General features: G+C 69.6%; 22 protein-coding genes and 1 pseudogene. 19 read left to right on the top strand and 4 right to left on the bottom strand.

Annotated elements, in window-relative coordinates; all coding sequences use genetic code 11:
* Window positions 1–2: 2 nt before the first annotated feature.
* From ACFPMG_RS22420 to ACFPMG_RS22410, 3 genes are read right to left on the bottom strand one after another with little or no spacing between them, the layout of a single operon-like run.
* Entirely contained in the window at window positions 3–791 is a 789-nt protein-coding gene (locus ACFPMG_RS22420) for an enoyl-CoA hydratase/isomerase family protein (RefSeq protein WP_376997414.1), read from the bottom strand.
* Between the two features lie 24 nt (window positions 792–815).
* Window positions 816–1,790, bottom strand: a complete 975-nt coding sequence (locus tag ACFPMG_RS22415) for an alpha-ketoacid dehydrogenase subunit beta (protein ID WP_035681241.1) — start codon at window positions 1,788–1,790, stop codon at window positions 816–818.
* Window positions 1,791–1,796: 6 nt separating this feature from the next.
* Window positions 1,797–2,810, bottom strand: a complete 1,014-nt coding sequence (locus tag ACFPMG_RS22410; protein WP_376997413.1) for a thiamine pyrophosphate-dependent dehydrogenase E1 component subunit alpha — start codon at window positions 2,808–2,810, stop codon at window positions 1,797–1,799.
* 445 nt (window positions 2,811–3,255) lie between these two features.
* On the opposite strand from ACFPMG_RS22410, the gene ACFPMG_RS22405 reads away from it, so the two are divergent.
* The 17 genes from ACFPMG_RS22405 (at window position 3,256) to ACFPMG_RS22325 (ending at window position 21,022) form a co-directional block, all read left to right on the top strand.
* Window positions 3,256–4,476 (top strand): ABC transporter substrate-binding protein, encoded by a 1,221-nt coding sequence (locus ACFPMG_RS22405; RefSeq protein WP_376997411.1) that lies wholly within the window; start codon window positions 3,256–3,258, stop codon window positions 4,474–4,476.
* Between the two features lie 155 nt (window positions 4,477–4,631).
* Window positions 4,632–5,534 (top strand): branched-chain amino acid ABC transporter permease, encoded by a 903-nt coding sequence (locus ACFPMG_RS22400; protein ID WP_376997410.1) that lies wholly within the window; start codon window positions 4,632–4,634, stop codon window positions 5,532–5,534.
* A 9-nt stretch (window positions 5,535–5,543) separates the two neighbouring features.
* Entirely contained in the window at window positions 5,544–7,340 is a 1,797-nt protein-coding gene (locus ACFPMG_RS22395; protein ID WP_376997409.1) for a branched-chain amino acid ABC transporter ATP-binding protein/permease, read from the top strand.
* Window positions 7,333–8,055: an ABC transporter ATP-binding protein gene (locus ACFPMG_RS22390; RefSeq protein WP_376997408.1), complete on the top strand. Its 723-nt coding sequence runs from the start codon at window positions 7,333–7,335 to the stop codon at window positions 8,053–8,055. The genes ACFPMG_RS22395 and ACFPMG_RS22390 overlap by 8 nt, the downstream gene beginning before the upstream one ends.
* Before the next feature lie 145 nt (window positions 8,056–8,200).
* Window positions 8,201–9,367: an iron-containing alcohol dehydrogenase gene (locus tag ACFPMG_RS22385; protein ID WP_376997407.1), complete on the top strand. Its 1,167-nt coding sequence runs from the start codon at window positions 8,201–8,203 to the stop codon at window positions 9,365–9,367.
* Window positions 9,368–9,593: 226 nt separating this feature from the next.
* The gene (locus ACFPMG_RS22380) at window positions 9,594–10,442 is read left to right on the top strand and encodes an IclR family transcriptional regulator (protein WP_376997406.1); all 849 of its coding nucleotides are present in this window, start codon (window positions 9,594–9,596) and stop codon (window positions 10,440–10,442) included.
* Window positions 10,439–11,587 (top strand): thiolase family protein, encoded by a 1,149-nt coding sequence (locus ACFPMG_RS22375; RefSeq protein WP_376997405.1) that lies wholly within the window; start codon window positions 10,439–10,441, stop codon window positions 11,585–11,587. The genes ACFPMG_RS22380 and ACFPMG_RS22375 overlap by 4 nt, the downstream gene beginning before the upstream one ends.
* Before the next feature lie 2 nt (window positions 11,588–11,589).
* Window positions 11,590–12,030 carry a Zn-ribbon domain-containing OB-fold protein gene (locus ACFPMG_RS22370; protein WP_376997404.1) on the top strand — a complete coding sequence of 147 codons (441 nt, stop codon included), beginning with the start codon at window positions 11,590–11,592 and terminating at the stop codon, window positions 12,028–12,030.
* 26 nt (window positions 12,031–12,056) lie between these two features.
* Window positions 12,057–12,440, top strand: coding sequence for a MaoC family dehydratase (locus tag ACFPMG_RS22365; RefSeq protein ID WP_114857313.1), 384 nt, complete (start codon window positions 12,057–12,059; stop codon window positions 12,438–12,440).
* A gap of 2 nt (window positions 12,441–12,442) precedes the next feature.
* Window positions 12,443–12,844, top strand: coding sequence for a MaoC family dehydratase (locus tag ACFPMG_RS22360; RefSeq protein ID WP_376997403.1), 402 nt, complete (start codon window positions 12,443–12,445; stop codon window positions 12,842–12,844).
* Window positions 12,841–13,587 carry an enoyl-CoA hydratase/isomerase family protein gene (locus ACFPMG_RS22355; RefSeq protein ID WP_376997401.1) on the top strand — a complete coding sequence of 249 codons (747 nt, stop codon included), beginning with the start codon at window positions 12,841–12,843 and terminating at the stop codon, window positions 13,585–13,587. The genes ACFPMG_RS22360 and ACFPMG_RS22355 overlap by 4 nt, the downstream gene beginning before the upstream one ends.
* Before the next feature lie 76 nt (window positions 13,588–13,663).
* Window positions 13,664–14,821 (top strand): ABC transporter substrate-binding protein, encoded by a 1,158-nt coding sequence (locus ACFPMG_RS22350; RefSeq protein WP_376997400.1) that lies wholly within the window; start codon window positions 13,664–13,666, stop codon window positions 14,819–14,821.
* Between the two features lie 151 nt (window positions 14,822–14,972).
* Window positions 14,973–15,836 carry a branched-chain amino acid ABC transporter permease gene (locus ACFPMG_RS22345; protein WP_014198893.1) on the top strand — a complete coding sequence of 288 codons (864 nt, stop codon included), beginning with the start codon at window positions 14,973–14,975 and terminating at the stop codon, window positions 15,834–15,836.
* A 16-nt stretch (window positions 15,837–15,852) separates the two neighbouring features.
* Entirely contained in the window at window positions 15,853–17,556 is a 1,704-nt protein-coding gene (locus ACFPMG_RS22340; RefSeq protein ID WP_376997399.1) for a branched-chain amino acid ABC transporter ATP-binding protein/permease, read from the top strand.
* The gene (locus tag ACFPMG_RS22335) at window positions 17,553–18,287 is read left to right on the top strand and encodes an ABC transporter ATP-binding protein (RefSeq protein ID WP_376997398.1); all 735 of its coding nucleotides are present in this window, start codon (window positions 17,553–17,555) and stop codon (window positions 18,285–18,287) included. The genes ACFPMG_RS22340 and ACFPMG_RS22335 overlap by 4 nt, the downstream gene beginning before the upstream one ends.
* 27 nt (window positions 18,288–18,314) lie before the next feature.
* Entirely contained in the window at window positions 18,315–19,388 is a 1,074-nt protein-coding gene (locus tag ACFPMG_RS22330) for an SDR family oxidoreductase (RefSeq protein ID WP_376997397.1), read from the top strand.
* Between the two features lie 14 nt (window positions 19,389–19,402).
* Window positions 19,403–21,022: an AMP-binding protein gene (locus tag ACFPMG_RS22325; RefSeq protein WP_376997396.1), complete on the top strand. Its 1,620-nt coding sequence runs from the start codon at window positions 19,403–19,405 to the stop codon at window positions 21,020–21,022.
* 26 nt (window positions 21,023–21,048) lie between these two features.
* Here the strand turns inward: ACFPMG_RS22325 and ACFPMG_RS22320 are convergent.
* Window positions 21,049–21,335 (bottom strand): annotated as a pseudogene (locus tag ACFPMG_RS22320) (transposase); the annotation flags it as partial.
* A gap of 38 nt (window positions 21,336–21,373) precedes the next feature.
* On the opposite strand from ACFPMG_RS22320, the gene ACFPMG_RS22315 reads away from it, so the two are divergent.
* Window positions 21,374–21,526 (top strand): hypothetical protein, encoded by a 153-nt coding sequence (locus tag ACFPMG_RS22315; protein WP_376997395.1) that lies wholly within the window; start codon window positions 21,374–21,376, stop codon window positions 21,524–21,526.
* 283 nt (window positions 21,527–21,809) lie between these two features.
* Window positions 21,810–22,406 carry a calcium-binding protein gene (locus ACFPMG_RS22310; protein ID WP_376997393.1) on the top strand — a complete coding sequence of 199 codons (597 nt, stop codon included), beginning with the start codon at window positions 21,810–21,812 and terminating at the stop codon, window positions 22,404–22,406.
* Window positions 22,407–22,418: the final 12 nt, after the last annotated feature.

Below are 22,418 nucleotides of genomic sequence, written 5' to 3'. Positions count from 1 at the left end.
GGTCATTGCCCCGTGAAGGCGGCCTTGCGCTTCTCCAGGAAGGCGCGGCAGCCCTCGTGCGCGTCCTGGCTGTCGAGCACCAGACCGATCATCGCCTGCTCGTAGGCCAGCGAGGCGCCGAGCGGCATTTCCGCACCATGGCGCAGCGTGCGCTTGGTCAGTTTCAGGATCAGCGGCGACTTGGCGGCGATCTTGTGGGCGGTCGCCATCGCCTCGGCCATCAGGTCGGCCTTGGGCACGGCGCGGTTGACCAGCCCCCAGGCGACGGCCTCCGCGGCGGTGAACTGGTCGCCGGTGAAGACCAGTTCGCGCGCCCGGCAAGGCGGGATCTGGCGCAGGATGCGCTGGGTGCCGCCGGCGCCGGGGAACAGGCCGAGGTTGATCTCCGGCAGGCCGAACTTCGCGCTGTCGGCGGCGATGCGGATGTCGAGCGACAGCACCAGCTCGGTCCCGCCGCCGAGCGCCCAGCCGTTGACGGCGGCGATGGTCGGCTTGTCGCAGGTCTCGAACCGGCGGAACACCCGGTGCACGACCTCCGCGAAGTCGAGATAGTGGGCGAGGCCCTGGCGGCTGTCGAGGTCGGCGATGTCGCCGCCGGCCACGAAGGCGCGCTCGCCGGCCCCGGTGACGACGATGACGTGCACGCTGTCGTCGGTCTCCAGTTCGCCCAGCGCCCGCTCCAGCTCCAGCAGGGTCGGCACGTCGAGCGCGTTGAGGGTCGTCGGGCGGTTGATGGTGATCAGGCCCACGGCGCCGTCGCGGCTGGTGAGGATGGGGCTTTCGTCCGTCATGGTGTTTGTCCTCCCGTGGGGCGTTCAGGCGAGCGTGCTCTTGACCGCCGCGACGATCCGGTCGGCGTCGGGCAGATAGGCCGCTTCGAGGGTCTTGGCGAAGGCGATGGGCATGAAGGGCGCGCCGACCCGCAGCACCGGGGCGTCGAGGTCGTCGAAGGCGTCCGACGCGATGCGCGCGGCGATCTCCGCCCCGACGCCGAAGGCCTGCACCGCCTCGTGGGCGATGACCACCCGGTGGGTCTTCGCGACGGAGGCGAAGACGGCCTCCTCGTCCCAGGGCTGGATCCAGCGCAGGTCGACGATTTCCGCCTCGATGCCCTCGGCGGCCAGCCGGTCGGCGGCGGCGCGGGCGGCGTAGAGGGTGGCGCCGTAGGTGACGATGGTGGCGTCGCGGCCCGCCCGGTCGATGCGCGCCTTGCCGACCTCGCGCGGGGCGTTCACGTCGATGTCGCCCTGAAGCGCGTAGAGCGCCTTGTTCTCGACGACGACGACCGGGTCGGGCGCCTCGATGGCGGCGCGCAGCAGGCTGTAGGCGTCGGCGACGGTGGCCGGGCAGACGACGCGCAGGCCGGGGATGTGGGCGAACCACGCCTCCAGGCACTGCGAATGCTGCGGCCCGGCGTTCAGCCCGCCGCCGTGCGGCGTGCGCAGCACCATCGGCACGCTGCACTGCCCGCCGAACATGAAGCGGGCCTTGGCGGCCTGATTGACCACGGCGTCCATCGCCAGAGTCACGAAATCCATGAACATGATCTCGACCACAGGCTTCATGCCGGTCAGCGCGGCGCCCACGGCGGCGCCGACCAGGGAGGCCTCGGAGATCGGGGTGTCGCGCACCCGCTCCGGCCCGTGGGCGTCGAGCAGGCCGCGCGTCGCCTTGAACGGCCCGCCGGCGGCGGCCACGTCCTCGCCCATCAGCATCACGGCGGGATCGGCGGCCATCGCGTCGTTGAGGGCCTGGGCGACGGCGTTCACATAGCGCAAAGGCTTCGGCATCGGCGGTCAGGCCCCGGCGGTGAGGGTGGTCGGCGTGTAGACGTCGCGGAAGGCGGCGTCCACGTCGGGCAGGGCGTCGGCGCGGGCGGCCTCCAGGGCGTCCCGGATTTCGGCGTCCACGGCATCGACGAGGGCGGCGAGCGCCGATTCCTCGACACCGGCGGCGAGCAGCGCCTCGGCGGAGCGGCGGAGCGGGTCGTTCTGCGGCAGGCCGGCGATCTCGTCGGCGTTGCGGTAGCGCTGCGGATCGCCCTCGAAATGGCCGTGCCAGCGGGTGGTCAGGCATTCCAGGATGCGCGGGCCGCCGCCGCGGGCGGCTTCCACCACCTCCGCAGCGGCCTTGGCGACGGCGGCGACGTCGTTGCCGTCCACCCGGCGGTGCGGCACGCCGAAGGCGGCGCCCAGCTTGTCCAGCGTCGCGGCGAACTGGGTCGAGGTCGGCGAGAATTCCGACCAGCCGTTGTTCTCGCAGACGAAGACCATCGGCAGCTTCCACAGCGCCGCCATGTTCAGGCACTCGTGCAGGGCGCCCTCGGCCATCGCCCCGTCGCCGAAGAAGGCGACCGCCACGCCGCCGGTGCGCCGCGTCTGGTGGGCGAGCGCGCTTCCGGTGGCGAGCGGCAGCCCGGCCCCGACGATGCCGTTGGCCCCCAGCACGCCGAGCGACAGGTCGGCGACGTGCATGGAGCCGCCGCGCCCGCCGCAGATACCGCCGGCCCGCCCCATGATCTCCTTGAAGAAGAGGTCGAGTCTGACGCCGCGGGCCAGCACATGGCCGTGGCCACGGTGGGTGGTGGCGAAGCTGTCCCGCGGCCCCAGCGCGCCGACGACCCCGGCGGCGACCGCCTCCTGCCCGACGCTGAGATGGATGAAGCCGGGGATCTCGCCGTCGGCGAACAGCCGGGACAGGGTGGTTTCGGTCGCCCGGATCGTCTGCATGGTGCGGTGGAGCGCCAGCCGCCGGTCGGTTGGGATTGAGTTGGCCGGAATCGGATCTGCCTGAGCGGCGGATGACGGCATGGATGCCTCCCTTCGCGTTTCTTCCGCGCCCCGCCGGTGTGTGGGAGATGGCGCGGTGCGGAGTCGATGCTCCGTTGGTCGACCAAACAATGAATGATGATTCATGTTTCAGTCAAGAGGTCTGTTTGCCCCTGCATCGGCTCCCTTCTGCTGGGCGGGGCGCTGGCATCTGGTGACCCTCTCCCGCCCCGGGAGAGGGAAGGGGCCCGCGCCCAGCGCGGGATGGGTGAGGGTACCGCTGTCAATAAGCTCTTTGATCCTTGTGCTAACCCTCACCCGCCCGCTTCCGCGGGCACCCTCTCCCGGGGCGGGAGAGGGGACAGCCTCAAATACACCGTTGCGCTGACAGTTGGGCTGCGTTACATTCTCGATGAAAAATGACTCATGATTCATTCAAAAAGGCTGGGTCGCAGGCCCCGCTGCATAAGGGAGGGAAAAAAGCGCCATGCACCGTCGTTCCGTCATTCGCTTGCTCGGGGCCGCCGTCACGCTGACCTCGGCGCTCGCCCTGTCCGCCGGCTCCGCCGGGTCCGCCGCCGCGCAGGACACCATCAAGATCGGCATGACCTCGGCCCTCACCGGCCCCTACAACGAGTATGGCGAGGGCGGGCGGCGCGGCGTCGAGCTCGCCATCGAGAAGTGGAACGCCAAGGGCGGCATCAACGGGAAGAAGATCGAGTTGGCGATGCTGCTCGACGACCAGCTCGTGCCCGACCGCGCGGTGCAGAACATGCGGCGTCTGCTCGACAACAAGGAACTGGTCGCCATCATCGGCCCGGCGGGCAGCGGCCCGACGCTGGCGGTGATCGAGATGGCCGCCGCCGACGGGCGCCCCTACATGAACCCGGTGGCGCAGACTCCGACCGTCACCTACCCGGACGGCGGCAAGCCGCGCCCGAACGTCTTCTCCTTCGCCTTGCAGAACGACGTCGAATCGACGGTGCTCGGCCGCTACGTCGCCAAGCAGTTCAAGAAGCCGGGGCTGGTTCACGAGAGCACGGCCTACGGCGTGTCCGGCGCCGACATGATCGCCAAGGAGCTGAAGGCGGCGGGCGGTGCCGTCGTGGCGACGGAAACCTACAACCAGCGTGCCCAGGACGTGACGGCGCAGATCGCCCGTCTCCAGCGGGCCGGGGCCGACGTGGTGGTCTGCGTCGGGCTGGGCGCCGATCTGGCGGTGATCCGCCGCACCATGGCGCGGCTGAACTTCAACGTGCCGCTGGTCGCCTCCAACGGCGCCCTGTCGATCCCCTACCAGGAGGCCGCCGGCGATCTGGTGACCGGCACGCGCGGCTCGATGGTCTACGTCTTCGGCGAGGAGACGCTGAACCCGGCGGCCCAGGGCTTCGCCGACGCCTACAAGGCCAAGTACGGCACCGACCGCTGGTGGGGCAACGACCCGCAGCGCCCGCAGATCTTCATGTCGCTGTCGGTCAGCAACGCCTACGACGCCGCCGATGTGCTGTTCGAAGGCATCAAGCGCGCCAACTCCACCGATCCCAAGGCCATCGCGACGGCCATCGAGGGCATCCAGGGCCTGCGCGGCGTGAACGCGACCTATTCCTTCTCGGCCACCAAGCACCACGCCATCGCGCCGGAGGACGTGGCGATCTTCGAGTACGTGAAGACCGGCGATAAGATCGGGCTGACCATCGTCAAGAACTGACGGGGTTCCCTCTCCCGCCCCGGGAGAGGGAAGGGGCCCGCCGCGAAGCGGTGGGAAGGGTGAGGGGTGATCGGGACATGGAGTCCGTACCACGCCCGACGACCCTCACCCTCCCCACTTCGTGGGTCCCCTCCCTCTCCCGGGGCGGGAGAGGGATGAGAAAGGACGACGCCATGCATTTCGTGCTGCAACTCGTTTTCGCCGGCGTCTGCGTCGGCGCGGTCTACGCGCTCATCGCCATGGGGCTGTCGCTGACCTTCTGGACCACGCGCACGCTGAATTTCGGCCAGGGCTCGCTGCTGATGACCGCCTCGGTCGCGACGGTGGCGATGCTGGCGGCCGGGATGCCCGCGGCTATCGCCGTGCCGCTGGGCATCCTGCTGGCCGGCGGGCTGATGGTGGTGGCGGAGCGGATCGCCATCCGCCCGCTGCTGAAGTCCGGCGACAGCATGGGCTGGGTGGTCTCCACGCTGGGGCTCGGCATCTTTCTCCAGGGCTTCGTGTCGACTGTCTTCGGCTCGCAGGCCATCGCCTTCCCGTCGCTGGTCTTCGACAGCCTGGATTCGGTGGACATCGCCGGGGTCCAGGTGTCGTCGCAGTATCTCGCCGTTCTCGGCCTGTCGCTCACCCTGATGGTGGCGATGGAGCTGTTTCTGCGCCGCTCCGCCTGGGGCCGCGCGGTGCGGGCGGTGTCGCACGACGCCGACGCGGCGGCGCTGGCCGGCATCCCGGTGCGCCGGGTGATCGTGCTGTCCTTTGTCGCCAGCGGCGTGCTGGCCGGCATTGCCGGGGTGATGGTGGCGCAGATCACCGGCACCGTCGATCCCAGCTTCGGCTTCAACCTGATGGTGCTGGGCTTCGTCGCCGCGGTCTTCGGCGGCATGGGCAACACCGCGGGAGCGCTGGTCGGCGGCATCGCGCTCGGCGTCATCGAGAAGCTGGTCGGCGGCTATGTCTCCACCGCCGCCGAACATGGCATGGCCTTCGCCATCCTGATGGTGATCCTCGCCATCCGCCCGCAGGGCCTGTTCGGCCGCAAGGAATTCACGAAGGTGTAAGGGCCAGCGATGCGGAATCTCCTCTCCTTCCTCACCCGGACCCCGGTGGTCGCGGCCCTGCTGGTGGCGCTGGGCGTCGCGGCGGAGTTCGTCAGCGGCTCCACCGTGCAGATCTGGTCGTTCCTTCTCATCAACGTCCTGCTGGCCCAGAGCATCAACCTGCTGACCGGTGTCGCGGGTCAGATCTCGCTGGGGCACGCCGGCTTCCTCGGCATCGGCGCCTACGGCTCCGCGCTGCTGATGAAGAACTTCGGGTTTCCGCTGCCGATGACTCTGCTGGCCGGGGCGGCGATGGGGGCGGTGAGCGGCTGGCTGCTGTCCTTCGCCGCCGGGCGGGTGCGCGAGTTCTACCTCGCCATGATGACGCTCGGCTTCGGCATGATCTTCTACGAGGTGGTGCGCGAGTGGACCTCGGTCACCGGCGGTATGATGGGGCTGAGCGGCGTGCCGTCGCCCGGCCTGCGGACGCTGACCCTGTTCGGCTGGCCCGTCGGCCCGGTCGCCTACTTCCAGATCATGCTGGCGGTGGTGGCGGGGGTGGTGTGGCTGCTGCGGAACTTCGTCACCAGCCCCTTCGGCCGGGCCTTCTTCGCCATCCATGTCAGCGAGGTCGCCGCCGGCAGCATCGGTGTGCCGCGCGCCCGCACCAAGCGCAACGCCTACATGCTCAGCGCCGCGCTGGCCGGTCTGGCGGGGGGCTTCTACGCCCATCTCGTCGGCTATCTCGGGCCGGAGACCTTCGGGCTGCACCGCTCGGTGGAGGTGCTGGTGATGGCGGTGGTCGGCGGGCTGGGCACGCTGGCCGGGCCGGTGCTGGGCGCCGTCGTCTTCACCTACCTGCCGGAGAAGCTCCAGATCTTCGCCGAGTACCAGTTCATGGTCTACGGCCTGATCCTGCTGCTGTCCTTCGTCCTGCTGCCGCGCGGTCTGGCCGGGCTGCTGCTGCCCCGCCCGCGCTTCGCCAAGGACGTGGCGCCGCTGCCCGCCGCGCCGCCCGCCGCACCAAAACCGTCGGGGAGCGGACCGCTGCTGAGCGCGGAAGGGGTTTCCATCAGCTTCCTCGGGCTGCGGGCGCTCGACAACGCGTCGGTCACCGTGGGGGCGGGGGAGATCCTCGGCCTCGTCGGGCCGAACGGGTCGGGCAAGAGCACGCTGGTCAACATCATCAGCGGCATCTACCGGCCGGGCGACGGGCGCGTGACCTTCGACGGCGCCGCCATCACCGGCCTTCCCGACCACGCGGTGGCCCGGCGGGGGGCGCTGCGCACCTTCCAGGACCCGCGGCTCGTCCCGGCCTTCACGGTGCGCGAGAACGTGCTGCTCGGCGGGCACCGGCTCTACCGGCAGAACCCGCTGGCGGCGGCGCTGAACCTGCCGGGCGCCCTGCGCGAGGACGCGGCGATGCTGGGCCGCGCCGACGCCATCATTGCCATGGCCGGCCTGTCGCATCTGGCCGACACGCCGGTGCGCGACCTGCCTTACGGCGACCAGCGGATGACCGAGCTGTCGCGCGTCATCCTCGCCGACCCGCGCCTCGTCATGCTCGACGAGCCGGCGGCGGGCCTGTCGGAGGTCGAACTGCAACGGCTGGGCGGACTGGTCCGCCATCTGAAGGAGCGGGGTGTCGGCGTGATCCTGATCGAGCACCACATGGATTTCCTCAACGAACTGGTTGACCGCGTGGTCGTGCTGGACAGCGGTCGGGTCATCTACCAGGGCGGCATGGCCGGCATGTACCGCGACCCGGCGGTGGTCGCCGCCTATCTCGGCACCGAAACCCACCCGGGGGAGGCCGTCCATGCCTGACGCGATGGGTCTTGAAATCCACGGGCTGGAGGTCCGCTACGGACCGGTGGAGGCGGTGCGCGGTGTTTCGCTGCGGGCCGAGCCGGGGACCATCACCGCCATCCTGGGCGCCAACGGGGCCGGCAAATCCTCGCTGATGAAGGCGATCTCCGGCCTGGTCCCGGCGACGGCGGGGCGCATCACGCTGGACGGCGACGACATCACGCGGCTTCCTCCGCACGAGCGGGCGCGCCGCGGCCTGTCGCACGCGCTGGAGGGACGCCGGCTGTTCCACCGCATGACGGTGGAGGAGAATCTGAAGGTCGCCTGGGACTTCCGCAACCGTGGCGGCAACTTCCGCGCGGTGGCCGACCGCGTCTACGAGCAGTTCCCCATGCTGGCGCCGCGGCGGCAGACCCCGGCGGGCATGCTGTCGGGCGGCCAGCAGCAGATGGTCATCCTGTCGGCGGCGCTGATCCACGAGCCGCGCTACCTGCTGCTCGACGAGCCGTCGCTGGGGCTGGCGCCGGTGATCGTGCAGCAGATATTCGGCTTCATCGAGTCCGTCTGCCGGGAGCGCGGCACCACCATCCTGCTGTGCGAGCAGGTGGCGGCCATCGCCCTGCGCGTCGCCCATTCCGGCTGCGTGCTGCGGCGCGGGCAGGTGGTGCGCGGCGGTCCGGCGGCGGAGCTGGCCGCCGACCCGGCGCTGTCGGCGGCGTATCTGGGCGGGTGAGTGGGTGCTGCGCTTGCCCCCACCCCGGCCCTCCCCCGCTGACGCAGGGGAGGGAGAATGGTCCCCTCCCCTGCGCAGCGGGGGAGGGTTAGGGTGGGGGCAAGTGTGCCCATGCCGGACCAATCAACGACGGGAGGAAACCACCATGCAGTCGGGTGTCTACGAGTTCCTGGCGCAGGACCGCGTCATCTACGGCCGCCCGGCGGCGGAGGCGGTGGCGGAAACCGTCGCCAAGCTGGGAAAGCAGCGCGCGCTGATCGTGGCGAGCCGGACGCTGAGCCGAGCCACGGGCGTCGTCGCCGCCATCCGCGACGCGCTGGGCGCGCGTTGCGCCGGGGTATTCGATTCCTGCGTCGAGCATGTGCCGCGCGCCTCCGTCCTGGCGCTGGCCGAAGAGGTGCGGCGGCTGGAGCCGGACCTGATCGTCACGGTCGGCGGCGGCACGCCCATGGACACGGTGAAGGTGGCCCTGGTGGCGCTCGCCGAGGGCATCACCGACACCGCCGGCTTCGACGCCGTGCGCATCCGCGTCGCCGAGGACGGGACCCGCATCGTCCCGGCGGTGAAGGACCCGCCGCTGCGCCAGATCATCGTGCCGACCACCCTGTCGGGCGCCGAATTCTCCAACCTCGGCGGCGCCACCGACCCGGACCGTCGGGTCAAGGACCTCTACACCGGGCGGTACATCGGCGGGCAGGTGGTCATCCTCGACCCCGCCGTGACCGTCCACACGCCGGAGCGGCTGTGGCTGTCCACCGGCATCCGCGCCGTCGATCACGCGGTGGAGACGGTCTGTTCCCGCAAGCCCCAGCCCTTCACCGACGCGACCTGCCTGCACGGGCTGGCGATGCTGGCGCGCTCCCTCCCCGCCAACCGGGAGAGGCCGGACGATCTCGACGCGCGGCTGGACAGCCAACTCGGCGTCTGGCTGGCCTCGACCGGGCTGGGCCGGGTGGAGTGGGGGGCCAGCCACGGCATCGGCCACCAGCTCGGCGCCGTCGCCAACGTGCCGCACGGCCATTGCTCCTGCGTCATGCTGCCCAGCGTGCTGCGCTGGAACCATCCGGTGAACGCCGACCGCCAACGGCTGGTGGCGCAGGCGCTGGGGCGGGAGGACGGCGACGCGGCGGCGGCGGTCGCCGATCTGGTGCGCGCCCTGGGGCAGCCCGACAGCCTGCGGGCGGTCGGCGTGACGCGCGACCATTTCGCCGCCATCGCCGCCGGGGCCATGCAGAACATGATGGTCCGCAGCAACCCGCGTCCGGTCACCAAGGAGGACGACGTCCGGGAGATCCTCGAACTGGCCTGGTGATCCGCAAGCGCCACCACTCTGCGCCACCACCGTACGGCACGAACGGCCCCGCCCCCCCGGCGGGGCCGTTTCGCGTTCGGGATGCGGGGGGCAGCCGTGCAAAATGACTATGGGGGTATGCATTCCAAACAATGCAGAGGACAGATAATTCGTTTGACCAACAATATTTGCGCACTCATAATCTTCATAGAAAATAAAATTCTCAATAGAGAACGGAGAGCGCGCCATGCTCACCGACGACCAGGACCGGGAGTCCTTCACCCTTTCGACGACCTTCAACGCCGGCAAGCCGGTCGGCGCGGTGGTCAGCGCCTTCGCGATCCTGCGTCATCTGGCGGCGCAGGAGGGGGCGGTGTCGAGCGCGCAGGTCGCCCGCGCGCTCGGCCTCAACCCGAGCACCTGCTTCAACATCTTGAAGACCCTGGCCGCGGAGCGGGTGGTCCAGTTCGAGGAGGTCGGCAAGGCCTACCGGCTGGGCGCCGGGCTGCTGGAGCTGGCGGGCAGCGCGCTCGATCAGGTCGGCTACACCCGGCTGCTCCACCCGGAGCTGGAACGGCTGGCCGCCGCGTGGCAGACGCCGATGACGGCGTGGCTGCGGGTCAGCGACCACCGCGTCATGCTGGTGGATCAGGCGGTGTCCAGCTCGGCCATCCAGATCCACATGCGGATCGGCCACCGGCTGCCGCTGCTGGTCGGCGCGCTCGGCCGCTGCATGGCGGCGCACGCCGGCCTGCCGGTGGAGGAGATGCGCCGCCAGTACGCCGCTGTCCGCCAGGACAACCCGCCGCCCTTCGAGCAATTCCTGGCCGAGGTGGAGGAGGCGCGGGCTGCCGGCTACGCGGTGGACCGCGACGGCTTCACGCGCGGCGTGACGACGGTGTCCAGCCCGATCCTCGACGACGAGGGCCGGCCCTTCCTGGCGCTGTCGGCGGTCGGGCTGACCGCGCAATTCTCCGACGAGCGGGCCGCGGCCATGGCCGGCGACCTGCGTGACACCACGCGGCGCCTCGGACGGCTGCTTGCCGGACCGGGCCGGGCGGCCGCACCCCTTTCCCCACGGGAGACCACGCGATGACCCCGGTGATCTCCGGCGCCGCCGACACCGCCGTCGGGCGGCTGGACGGCAGCGGCTGCATGGCGCTTCACGCCGAGGCGGCGTCCGCGGCGCTGGCCGACGCCGGCCTGCGGGCCGACGAGGTGGACGGCGTGCTCTGCGCCTATTCGCTGGCCGAGCCGCATCTGATGCTGTCGTCGGTCTTCAACGAGTATTTCGGCATCGCGCCGTCCTACAGCGCCGCCGTCCAGGCCGGCGGGGCGACCGCCTGCGCGCTGGTGATGCAGGCGGCGGCGCTGGTGCGGGCGGGCATCTGCCGCAACGTGCTGGCCGTCTGCGCCGACAACCGGCTGACCGGGCTGGGGCGCAGCGGCGCCGTCGCTGCATTGGCCGAGGTCGGGCATCCACAGTTCGAACGCCCCTACGGCATGTCGATCCCGGCGGCCTACGCGCTGGTCGCCCGGCGCTGCATGCATGAACGGGGCGTCACGGCGGAGCATCTCGCCGCCATCTCCGTCACCCAGCGCGGCCACGCGCGCCGCCACCCCAAGGCCCAGGCCCGCGACCCGCTGACCATGGAGCAGGCGCTGTCCGCCCGCATGATCGCCGACCCGCTGCGGCTGTTCGACTGCTGCCTCGTCTCGGACGGCGGCGCCGCCCTGGTGATCAGCGCCGCCGACGCGGCGGCCAACCATACGGACCGCGCGGTGTCGATCCTCGGCTACGGCCAGATGAACACGCACGAGCATGCCTTCGCCATGCCCTCGCTGACCGATTTCGGCTGCCGGCAATCGGCGGCGCAGGCCTTCGCCATGGCCAGGCTGACCCCGGCGGACATCGACGTCGCCGAGATCTACGACAGCTTCACCATCACCCTGCTGGCCGAGCTGGAATCCATCGGCTTCTTCCCGAAGGGGGAGGCCGGTCCGGCGATCCTCGACGGCGCGCTGGAGCTGGACGGGGTTCTGCCCTGCAACACCCACGGCGGGCTGCTGTCCTACGGTCATTCCGGGGCAGCGGGCGGCATGTTCCATATCGTCGAGGCGGTGCGGCAACTGCGCGGCGAGGCCGAGGCCCGGCAGGTGGCGGGGGCGCAAACCGCCTTCGTTCACGGCGACGGGGGCATCCTGTCCGCCCATTGCTCGCTGATCCTGGGGAGGGCCTGACGATGACCGCGACCGATCCGTCCGCCAAAGATCCAATGGCCGCAAAGCCCGTTCCGCTGGTCACCGCGGACACCCGCCCCTTCTGGGACGCCTGCGCGGAGGGGGCGCTGACCTTTCAGCGCTGCGCCGCCTGCGGCCACGTCCAGTTTCCGCCGCGGCCCTTCTGCACCGAATGCCGGGCCGCAGGGCCGGGGACGGAGCGGTCCGCCGGGCTCGGCATTATCCACAGCTACACCATCGTCCACCGGGCGCCGACCGCGGCCTTCAAGGCGGACACGCCCTACGTCCTGGCGCTGGTCGATTTCGACGAGGGCTTCCGCCTGATGGTCAATCTGCGCGGTTGCCCACCGTCGGACGCCCGCATCGGCCTGCGCGTCTGCGTCCTGTTCGAGCCGCTGGCCGGCGGCGGCGCGCTGCCGCAGGTCCGGCTCCTGGTGGAGTGAACCCAACCCTTCGGGAGGGACCATCCATGCATCTGTTCGACACGCTCCAGGAGGGCGCCGCCTTCGGCGCCGAGGAGCTTCACCTGTCCGACGCGCTGATGGAGCGCTGGACCAGCCTCTACCCCGACGACCCGCCGGACGGGCGGATGCCCGCCGGGATGATCGCGGTGGCCACCATGCGGGCCTATTCCAGCCTCGTCGTGCCGCGCCCGCCGGGGAACATCCACGGCTCGCAACGTTACGAGATGCTGCGCCGCCCGGCGGTCGGGGAGCGCTTGACCACCCGCATCGCCTGCGCCGGAAAGGAGCTGAAGCGCGACCGCCGCTGGGTCCATTTCGACACCGAGACGGTGGGGGAAGACGGCACCCCCTGCTTCCGCGGCCGCATGACCATCCTGTGGGCGGCCTGACCATGGCGGACGGGACGACCACCATCGACCGCCTGACCCCGGTCACCAAGCGGATCGACCGCGCGGCGATCCGGCTCTACGCCGAGCTGACCGACGACTTCAACCCGATCCACGTCGATCCCGACTTCGCGGCGACGACGCCGATGAAGGGCATCATCGCCCACGGCCTGCTGTCGGTGAACCTGCTCTGGCAGGCGGTCCGCCGCAGCCTGGGCGAGGCGGCGGTGTCCGACGCGACGCTGGACATCCGCTTCCTGCGCCCGGTGCGCGAGGACGACGTGGTGACCGCGGGCGGCCAGCGCCGCGCCGACGGTGACGGCTACGACGTCTGGATCGACAACCAGCATGGGGAAACGGTGATCGCCGGTCGCATGCTGCATGGGGCGGGGAGGGCGGCGACATGACCGGTACGCTTCTCGTCCGCGACGACGGCGACCTGCGGCGCATCACCCTGAACCGCCCCGCGAAGATCAACGCGCTCGACACCGCGACCCTGCGGGCGTTGGCCGAGGCCATCGACGGCGCGCCCGTTGCCGGGGCGGCCCTGGTGACGATCGATGGCGCCGGGCCGCGCGGTTTCTGCGCCGGCGGCGATGTCGCCGAGATGAGCCGCGGTGCCGAGGCCTTCGCCGCCCAGGAGGAGGCGCTGCGGGCGGCGATGCAGGCGCTGCACGGCTCGGCGGTCCCGGTGATCAGTGTGGTCCATGGCCGGACGCTGGGCGCCGGCTGCATCGTGGCGTGCCTCAGCGACCTCGTGCTGGGGGCCGACGGTGTGCAGTTCGGCTTTCCGGAGATGCGCTTCGGCCTCTACCCGGCCTTCGTCCACGCCGCGCTGACCGAACGGCTGCCGGCGGCGCTGGCCTTCCAGATCCTGGCAGGGGGCCGGATGATGGACGCGGAGGAGGCCTACGGCTTCGGCTTCCTGACCGAGATCCTGCCCGCCGACGGCTTCGCCGAGGCGGCGGAGGCGCGCATCGCCTACTACCGCGACCGGCTGGACGCCCTGGCCGCGGGCCGGCGCATCCTGCGGATGGAGAACCGCCCGTCGATGGCGGAGAAGACCGCACGGCTGGCCCCGTTGCTGGCCGAGAACCACGCGGCGCCGTCCGTCCGGCGGCTGCTGTCCGGGCTGTCTTTTGCCCGCTGACTTCCTTTCGAAACGGCAACGAGTCCCGCCAACGGGACCGCGTCACCCCCGAACAACGGATTCCTGGGAGGGAACGATGTCGAAACGCACCCTGTTCGCCGCGCTCGTGCTGAGCAGCGCCCTGTCCACTGGCGCCCTCTCCACCGCCGCGCTGGCCGCCGACCCGGCGGTCTACAAGATCGGCGGCATCTTCGCGATGACCGGCGCCTCGCCCCATTACGGCAAGGTGATGAGCGCCGGGGCGCAGCTCGCCGTGGACGAGATCAACGCCCAGGGCGGCATCGACGGCGTCAAGCTGCAGCTGGTCATCGAGGACCACAAGAGCGGCAGCGCCCAGGCCGCGGTCGCCGGCATGAACCGGCTGATCGACGTCGAGGGGGTGAAGGCGGTGCTGCCCTCCTTCTCCACGGTGACGCTGGCCACCATGCCCATCGGCGACCAGAAAAAGGTGATGATGATCAACGGCGGCGGGGTCAGCGCCCAGACGGTCGGCACCTCTCCCTACATGTTCAACATCCGCTCCATGGCGTCGGATCTGGCCGCCGGCATCGCCCACCGCGCGGCGGAGCAGGGGGCCAAGAAGCTCGCCCAGATCGCCATCAAGTCGGAGTTCGGCGACGCCACCATCGCCGCCACCACCAAGGCGTGGGAGGGCATGGGGCTGAAGATGGTCGCCGCCGAGCAGTTCCAGGCCGACGCCGCCAACATCGACACCCAGGTCGCCAAGCTGCGCGCCTCCCAGCCCGACGCCATCGCCAACTGGCCGACGACACCGCAGGCCGGGCTGGCGGTGAAGCGCATGCGCGAGCTGGGCATGAAGCAGCCGGTCTATTGCATGGAATGGACCGCCGAGGACACCAAGGTCGCCGGCAAGCACGCCGAGGGGGTGGAGGTCGTCACCGACTATTTCGCCGCCACCGACGAGAATCCCTGGTCCAAGCGCTTCGCCGACGCCTACAAGGCGAAATTCGGTGAGATGCCCGACTTCTACGCCGCCAATTACTACGAGGGCGTCTACGTCATCGCCGAGCTGATCCGGCGGGCGAAGGCCAAGGGCGGCGACTATTACAGCGGGGAGCGTCTGGTGCAGGCGCTGTGGGAGAATCCGACCTTCGACAGCGTCTACGGCAAGACGCTGACCTTCCGCAAGAACGGCGTGGCGCAGAAGCCTGTGGCGGTGTTCCGCCTGGAGAACGGCGAACAGAAATTCGTGAAGTTCACCTCGGGCGAGTGATCACCGGTCCGCCCGACTTAGTCCTCTCCCCTCTGGGGAGAGGGGAGGGTGAGGGGGGTGCGCTTTTGCCGGACGCTCCGACACGCGCATCCCCCTCACCCCAACCCTCTCCCCAGAGGGGAGAGGGGGACATAGACAGGAGCGCCATTTCATGGATCTGCTCATCCAACTGACCCTGAACGGTCTGTTCAACGGCGCGCATTTCGCCCTGCTGGCGATGGGTTTCGCGTTGATCTTCGGGACGACCGGCGTCGTGCACTTCGCCTACGGGCCCGTCTATGCGGTCGGCGCCTACGCCATCTGGGCGCTGGCGGCGCTGGTCGGGCTGCCCTTCTGGGCGGCGGTGCTGCTGGGGATCGCCTTCACCGCGGCGCTCGGCGTCGGCTGCTACCTGTTCATCTACCGCCCGTTCGAGATCAGCGGCAGCCCGCCCTTCGTCGTTCTGGTCGCCTCGCTCGGCCTGTTCATCGTCATGAAGAACCTGATCGGCATCGTTTTCGGCACCGGGGTCAAGACGGTCGACAGCGTCGCCTACGACGTGCATTTCGTCGGCAACGCCTTCTTCACCACGGTGCAGCTGGGGCAGGTGGCGGCGGCGCTGCTGGTCGGCTGCGGCATCGCGCTGTTCCTGCGGGCCAGCCGCTACGGCAAGGCCATCCGAGCCATGGCCGACAACCGCGAGATGGCCACCGTCATCGGCATCGACACCACGCGGCTGTCCATCCTGGTCTTCGCGCTGGGATCGGCGGTGTCGGCGGTGGCCGGGGCGCTGGTCCTGCTGCGCGACGGGCTGAACCCCAACATGGGCTTCGGCGCGGTGTTCGTCGCTTTCGTCGCGGTGATCGTCGGCGGGGTGGGCTCGCTGCGCGGGGCGGTCATCGCCGCCTTCCTGCTGGCCTTCGTGCAGAGCCTGGGCATGTGGCAGATCCCCACGGAGTGGCAGAACACCATCGTCTTCGTGGTGCTGTTCGGGTTTCTGCTCGCCCGCCCCTCCGGCATCGTCCGCCGGGCGTGAGGAGAGGGACACAGCCATGGAATATCTCGCCCACATCCTCGTCATGGTCTGCCTCTACGGAATCCTGGCGACCTCCTTCAACCTGCTGATCGGCTTCGGCGGCATCTTCGCCCTGGCGCACGCCACCTTCTACGCCAGCGGCGCCTACGCCGCCGGCATCCTGGCGACGAAGCTCGGCATCGGTTTTCCACTGACCCTGCTGGCCGGGATGGTGGTGACCGCCGTCCTCGGCCTGCTGGTCGCCTTTCCCGCCATGCGGGTGGGCAGCCACTATCTGGTCGTCATCACGCTGGCGCTGCAGGCCATCACCATCGACGTGCTGATGAACAGCAAGCCGCTGACCGGCGGGCCGGACGGCATCGCCGGCATTCCGCCGGTGTCGCTGTTCGGCACCGCGCTGACCAGCCCGGTCAGTTTCCTGCCGCTGGCCGCGGTGATGGCGGCGCTGTGCTGCGCGGTCGCCTGGAGGCTCGGCGCCTCGCCCTTCGGACGCTCCCTGCGCGCCATGCGGGAGAACGAGGCGGCGGCCCAGGCGGTCGGCAAGAATCTCGTCCGCATGAAGCTGGTGGTCTTCGCGATGTCGGCGGGGCTGGCCTCGGTCGCCGGTTCGCTGGTCGCCCACTACATCGCCTTCGTCAATCCGGAATCCTTCACCATCGAGGAGACCATCCTCATCCTCGCCATGGTGATCCTGGGCGGTATGGGCAATTTGTGGGGCTCGCTGGCCGGGGCGGCGATCCTGGTGCTGCTGCCGGAGGGGCTGAAGTTCGTCCATGTGCCGGGCGACATCGCCGACATGGTGCGGCAGGTGATCTACGGCGTGGTGCTGATCGTCATCCTGCGGCTGCGCCCGGAGGGGCTGTTCCCCGAGACGGTGTTCCGCACCCCGACCGGGGCCGCGCGGTCCAGCGTTCCCGCCAACGGCCCGCTCTCCGGTGCCGTGGAGCGCGCAGGCGGCACGCCGGGCGAGGTGGTGGTCTCCGCGACCTCCCTGTCCAAGCATTTCGGCGGCATCCAGGCGGTGAAGGACCTGACCATCGACCTGAAGCGCGGCGAGATCGTCGGGCTGATCGGCCCCAACGGCGCCGGCAAGACGACCGCCTTCAACCTGCTGTCCGGCTTCCTGCGCCCGACCGGCGGCACCATCCTCTACCGGGGCCGCGACGTGACGACGCTGAAGCCGCACGAGGTGGTGGCCGCCGGGCTGGCCCGTTCCTTCCAGGACCTGAAGCTCTTCACCAAGCTGACGGTGGTGGAGAACATCCTGGTCTCGCTGCCCGCGCAGCCGGGCGACCGCCCGCTGGACGTCTATTTCCGCCCCGGCCTGGTCCGCCGGGCCGACCGTGAGAACGTCGCCCGCGCGCTGGAGATCGCCTCCTTCGTCGGGCTGCTCGCCAAGGCCGACGAGACCGCCGCCAACCTCTCCTACGCGGAGGAGAAGCTGCTGGTCATCGCCCGGCTGCTGGCGACCGGGGCCGACGTGCTGCTGCTCGACGAGCCGCTGTCCGGCCTCGACACCGTAACGGTGGAGCGCATCTGCGGGGTGATCCGCGACCTCGCCCGCGCCAACAAGGCCGTCTGCATCATCGAGCACAATCTGGAGGTCATCCGCGGCGTCTGCGACGAGATCGTCTTCATCGACGAGGGCCGCGTGCTGACCAAGGGACCGCCGGACACGCTGATGCGCGACCGCGAACTGGCCGAGAGGTATTTCGGATGACCGAGATTCACACCATGCCGATCGCCGAACCCGTCCTGGAGGTGCGCGGCCTCAGCGCCGGCTACGGCAAGCGGGCGGTGGTCCACGACGTGGACCTGACGGTGCGGGCCGGCGAGATCCGCGTGCTGCTGGGCCACAACGGGGCCGGCAAGACGACGCTGGTGCGCTCCGTCTTCGGGCTGCTGCGGCCGACATCCGGGACCGTCCGCTACCGGGGGGAGGACATCACCCGGCGGCGCTGCGCCGACAACGTGAAGGCGGGGATCGCGCTGGTCCCGCAGGGGCACGGCATCTTCCGCAGCCTGACCGTGCGCGAGAATTTGGAGCTTGGCGCCTATACGGCGCAGGACCCGGCGGAAATCCGGGCGAACCGCGACGCGGTGATGGACCTGTTCCCGATCCTGCGCGAGCGCGCCGGCCAGATCGCCGGCACCATGTCCGGCGGCCAGCAGCAGATGCTGGCGATGGGCATGGCGCTGATGCACCGGCCCGACGTGATGATCCTCGACGAGCCGTCCATCGGCCTCGCCCCCAACCTCGTCCAGCGCGTCATGGAGGCCATCGCCGAGGTCAACCGGGCGCTGCGCATGGCCGTGCTGATGGTCGAGCAGAACGTCGTCCACGCCCTGCCCATCGCGCAGAGCGTCACCGTGCTGCGCACCGGCCGCAAGATTTACGAGGGCCCGCCCGAACCGCTGGGCGACCGCCAATACCTGATGACCCTTTTCTGAAGAAATCCACACAGAAGGATCGTGTTCATGGCCCGTCAGAAGATGCTGATCGTGGGTGCGCTGGGGACCGTCGGCCGCCCGATGCTGGAGCATTTCGAAGCCTCTCCGGAATGGGACGTCTGCGGCGTGTCGCGCCGCACTCCCGATTTCGAGACCACCGCCGAATGGGCCGCCGTCGACCTGCGCGACCCCGACGACTGCCGCAAGCTGCGCGAGATCAAAGGCGTCACCAACATCTGCTACACCGCCGTCTACGAGAAGCCCGACGTGACGCGCGGCTGGTCGGAATGGGACCATGTCGAGACCAACCTCGCCATGCTGAAGAACGTGGTGGAGAATGTGGAGGCGGTGTCGCCCAACCTGCGCCACATCACCCTTCTCCAGGGCACCAAGGCGTACGGCGGCCATCTCGGCCCCTTCCGCCAGCCGGCGCGGGAGAGCGACCAACGCTACATGCGCCCCAACTTCTACTACGACCAGCAGGACTGGATCAGCGAACGCCAGCAGGGCAAGGAGTGGAGCTGGAGCGTGCTGCGCCCGCAGATCGTCTGCGGCCTCGCGGTCGGCAGCCCCCTGAACATCATCACCGCCATCGGCGTCTTCGCCGCGGTGTCGCGCGAATACGGCCTGCCGCTGCGCTTCCCCGGCGGGGCGTCGCGCATCGGCGAGGCGACCGACGCCCGGCTGATCGCCAAGGCCGCCGAATGGGCCGGCACCAGCCCGCAATGCGCCAACCAGGTCTTCAACATCGCCAACGGCGACGTCTATGTCTGGGAGAACGTCTTCCCCAAGGTGGCCGAGCTGTTCCGCATGGAGTTGGAACCGGCGCAGCCCTTCTCGCTGGCCCGCATCATGCCTCAGAACGAGCCGATCTGGGACCGCGTGGTCGCCAAGCACGGTCTCAAGCCCTACAAATACGCCGAGGTCGTGCCGTCCTGGCAGTTCGCCGACTTCCTGTTCGGCTACGGCCAGCGCCCCAACCCGCACCACATGAGCACGATCAAGGCGCGCAAGCTGGGCTTCCACGAGTGCGTGGACAGCGAGGAGATGTTCGTCGATCTCCTCCAGGAGCTTCAGAAGCGCCGCATCCTGCCGGAATGAAAGAGGCCCGCCGCATGACCATCACGCGCAAGATCCACGGCGTTCCGGTGCAGTGGGAAACCCTGCCGGCGCTGGTCGCCGCCCGCGCGGCGCAGCATGGGGACGCCCCGCGGCTGACCGTCGCCGGCCGGGCGATGAGCTACCGGGAGCTGGACGGGGAGTCCTCCCGCGTGGCCGCCAACCTGCACCGGCTGGGGGTGCGCCGGGGGGACCGGGTCGCCTGCTTCCTGCGCAACGCGCCGGAGCATCTGCTGACCTGGGTCGCCGCCGGCAAGCTGGGGGCGATCTGGGTGCCGCTGAACGCCGGTCTGGTGGGGGAGGATCTCGTCCACACCCTGACCAACGCCACACCCGCCGTCCTGGTGGTCGACGGGGAACTGGCGGAGCGGGTCGAGGCGGTCGCGGAGCGGTTGCCGCCGATGCGCGTCTATGCGGTGGAGGATGGCGATGGGGGAACCGGCGGTCGCTTCCGGCCCTTCGCCGACCTGCTGGAGCCGGGGCATCCGCTGCCGCTGGTGGAGGTGTCCGGCGGCGATCCGGCGGTCATCATCTACACCGGCGGCACCACCGGCCTGCCCAAGGGCGCGCTTCTGCCGCATTTCGCCTGGATCGCGGCGGGGATGCGCTACGTCGAGGCGTTCGAGACGCGGCCGGACGACGTCCATTACTCGATCCTGACCCTGTTCCACGTCGGTGGGCTGATGTTGGGCGTGATGGGGCCGATGGTCGCCGACATCCCGACGGTGATCGATCGCCGCTTCAGCGGCAGCAATTTCTGGGCGCGGGCGCGGGAGACCGGGGCCACCATCGTCGATCTGATCGGCACCATGATCACCGTGCTGACCGAACAGCCGGAGAGCCCAGCCGACCGCGACCACCAAGTGCGCGTCTCGCTGGGGGTGACGGGCCAGATCCCGCCCGCCGTGGCCGACCGTTTCGTCGAACGGTTCGGCATCGGCTTCGTCAACGTCTATTCGCTGACTGAGACCGGTGGCGTGCTGATCGTCAACAACCGGATGGACTCGCCAAAGCCGCGCGCCAACGGCCTGACGCACGGCTGGGCGGAGGTGACCATTCTGGACGAGGACGACCAGTCGGTGCCGCCGGGCGTCACCGGCCAGATCGCGCTGCGCCCCCGCTACCCGCACATTTTCATGTCGGGCTATTTCAACGCGCCGGAACGCACGTTGGAGTGCCTGTCGAACCTGTGGCTGCACACCGGCGACCTGGGATACCTGGACGAGGACGGTTTCCTGCACTTCACGGGCCGTCAGGCCCATTGGCTGCGCCGCCGGGGCGAGAACGTCTCGGCCTACGAGGTGGAGAGCGTGCTCAGCCATTGTCCGGGCGTGCGCGAGGTCGTGGTGGTCGGCACACCCTCCGAGAGGGGTGAGGAGGAGGTCAAGGCTTTCGTCATCCGCGACCCTGGCAGCGACGTGGATCCCGCCGCCATCGTCGCATGGTGCGAAGGCCGCATGGCGGCCTTCAAGATTCCGCGCTTCATCGCCTTCGTGGACAATTTTCCGCGCTCCGTGACAAAGCGCGAGGTGGAGCGTCACAAGCTGCGGGCGTTGCCGAACGATGGGGTCTGGGATCGCGAGGCATTGATGCCCCGATCGGAGCGAAGCCGGTAGGATGCGGACGCAGGGCGGCGTGTTGCGGCGGCGATCCCCTCGGGAAAGCCCGTCAACCCGTCGACCACGGCCAGCGGGATGTCTTCCACGCCCCGGTTCTTCAGCTCGGTCAGAACGCGCAGCCAGAATTTGGCGCCTTCGTTCTGTTCGGTCCGCAGGCCCAGCACCTCCTTGGCGCCGTCGGCGCGCACGCCGACGGCCACATGGATGGCCTTGTTGCGCACCAGGCCTTCGTCGCGGATCTTGCCCCGGATGGCATCCGGGAACACCAGCGGGTCGATGCCTCCGGGGCCGGGTTCTGCCAGGCCGTCACCTTCCCGATCATCGCGTCCGGGATCACGGACGCCGGTCGTGCCGGACAACATCACGCTGCTGCCGCTGCCGTCCTACAACCCCGGGTTGAGCCCACTCGAGCGCGTCTGGCTGTACCTGCGCGAGCGCTTTCTGTCCCACCGACTCCTGAACGACTGTGACGACCTCGTCCAGGCCTGCTGTGACGCCTGAAACGCCCTCACCGCCACACCGAAGCGCCTACCGAAGCGCCTACGCTCCCTCGCCGGCTGCCCATGGCTTCCATGCGTCAATGCTAAAGCACCGCGGCATCAAGCTGCTTCACAACGAGGAGTGCCGTTGAAACCAAGTGAAGTGCACCACTCTGTGGTTTCATGAAAAGAAATAAAGCAACGTTATATTCAGATGGGAAGTGAACGTTTAAACTGATCTCGGGGAGCGCATGCGCTTTAATCCTTCTCACAGGGCGACGCCCTGCCAACACAAGGAGGAAACCATGCGAATTGTTCCGAACGCGACCGATGGCTCTGATGTTCTTCAGGGAACGTCCATCAACGATACTTTCAATGGACTTGGTGGTGGCGACCAGATTTTCGGCGGGGCCGGCGCGGACACCATCAGCGGCAATGACGGTGACGACGTGATCTTCGCCGACGTCTATGCCGGCCAAACCGAACCCAGCCTGGGGACCGACACCGAGGGCACCTGGAACAAGCTGTTCGGCGACGCCGGGGACGACGTGCTGGTCAGCGGCGCCGGTTTCGACGACCTGTGGGGCGGGGTCGGCAACGACACGCTGACCGGCGGGGCCGGTTGGGACTGGTTCGTGTTCGAGCCGGGCAGCGGCGTGGACGCCATCACCGACTTCACGCCGGGCACCGACCAGATCATCGTCATGCCGAACATGAACGGGGCCGGCGATCCGGTGCTCAGCCAGAACGCCGACGGCACGGTGGTCGACTTCGGCGCCGGCAACGCCGTGCTGCTCCAGGGCGTCGCCCTGGCCGAGCTGCCGGCCGACGCCGTCGTCACCGCCCCCTACAGCGACGTGGCGTCCTTCTACAGTACGGCAGTAAACGCTCTTCTAGGCTGATCGCAAGATCGG

It is taken from the genome of Azospirillum himalayense, from assembly GCF_042657465.1.
Taxonomy (GTDB): Bacteria; Pseudomonadota; Alphaproteobacteria; order Azospirillales; family Azospirillaceae; genus Azospirillum; species Azospirillum himalayense.
This window is presented reverse-complemented; position numbering and strand designations above follow the sequence as displayed.